Source organism: Rhodoferax sp. UBA5149, from assembly GCF_002413825.1.
Classification (GTDB): domain Bacteria; phylum Pseudomonadota; class Gammaproteobacteria; order Burkholderiales; family Burkholderiaceae_C; genus Rhodoferax.
This window is the reverse complement of the sequence record NZ_DHXT01000222.1, coordinates 4,266-4,761: the sequence shown is the minus strand read 5'-3', so window position 1 is coordinate 4,761 and position 496 is coordinate 4,266. Positions and strand designations below refer to the sequence as shown.

General features: G+C 61.9%; 1 protein-coding gene. It reads left to right on the top strand.

Annotated elements, in window-relative coordinates:
* Window positions 1-496: acyl-CoA dehydrogenase family protein (locus B3V69_RS19785; RefSeq protein WP_296449250.1), on the top strand; the 496-nt coding region annotated here is incomplete at both ends.

Below are 496 nucleotides of genomic sequence, written 5' to 3'. Positions count from 1 at the left end.
GCGTCACCGCCTTCCTGATCGAAAAAGGCATGAAGGGGTTCTCCGTGGCGCAAAAGCTCGACAAGCTCGGCATGCGCGGTTCGCACACCGGCGAGCTGGTGTTCAACAACGTCGAAGTGCCGGCGCAAAACATCCTGGGTGGCCTGAACGGTGGCGCCAAGGTGCTGATGAGCGGGCTGGACTACGAGCGCGCGGTGCTCACCGGCGGGCCACTGGGCATCATGCAGTCGGTGATGGACAGCGTCATTCCCTACATCCACGACCGCAAGCAGTTTGGGCAAAGCATCGGCGAGTTTCAGCTCATTCAGGGCAAGGTGGCCGACATGTACACCGTGCTGCAGGCCGGACGCTCCTTTGCCTACACCGTGGCCAAGAACCTGGATCTGCTGGGCAGCGAACATGTGCGCCAGGTGCGCAAGGACTGTGCCTCCGTCATTCTCTGGTGCGCCGAAAAAGCAACCTGGATGGCGGGCGAGGGCGTGCAGATTTTTGGCGG